1 protein-coding gene is annotated in these 824 nt (G+C 60.8%); it reads left to right on the top strand.

Annotated elements, in window-relative coordinates:
• Positions 1-766: IS256 family transposase (locus ACQ4OD_RS26345; protein ID WP_430945223.1), on the top strand; the 766-nt coding region annotated here is incomplete at its 5' end.
• Positions 767-824: the final 58 nt, after the last annotated feature.

Genomic DNA, 824 nt, shown 5'->3' on the forward strand with positions numbered 1-824 from the left:
TGCGTTTCTTGATCGGCCACTTGAAGGTGACTGGCCCTACCTCTGGATCGATGCCACCTACGTCAAGGTGCGGGAGGCCGGGCGCATCGTCTCGGTCGCCGTAATAATCGCCGTGGCCGTGAACACTGACGGTGGCCGCGAAGTCCTGGGCATGCGGGTTGGGCCATCGGAGGCCGAGCCGTTCTGGACAGACTTCCTGCGCAGCCTCATGCGACGTGGCTTACGGGGCGTGAAGCTGGTCATCTCCGACGCCCACGAAGGCCTGAAAGCAGCTGTGTCCAAGGTCTTCAATGCGACCTGGCAGCGCTGTCGCGTGCACTTCATGCGCAACGCCATGGCCCATGTCGGCAAGGGCCAGCGCACCATGGTAGCGGCGCTGCTGCGCACGGTCTTCGCCCAGGACAGCCGTGCCGAATGCCATCAGCAATGGCGTTTGGTCGCTGATCAGCTACGCGAAAAATACCCCAAGATCGCGGCGCTCATGGATGGTTGCGAGGATGAAGTGCTGGCGCACATGGCGTTTCCCAAGGCTCATCGACAGCAGTTGCACAGCACCAACCCGCTTGAGCGGCTCAACGCTGAAATCAAACGCCGCACCGATGTCGTGGGGATTTTCCCCAACGATCCGGCCATTACGCGTCTGGTAGGCGCGATGCTGCTGGAGCAGAACGACGAGTGGTGCCTGCAACGGCGTTACATGCAGTTGGAGGCCTTTGAGGCAGTCAGCGATAATCCACAGGCCAAGCTGTCGGCCGTGATCAACTGAACGGCAAACTCAGTGGCCAGAGCCATGATGAGTTACACCACTTCTTGGGACACGATCG

The sequence above is a fragment of the Pseudomonas sp. WC1 genome (assembly GCF_050586565.1).
GTDB lineage: Bacteria > Pseudomonadota > Gammaproteobacteria > Pseudomonadales > Pseudomonadaceae > Aquipseudomonas.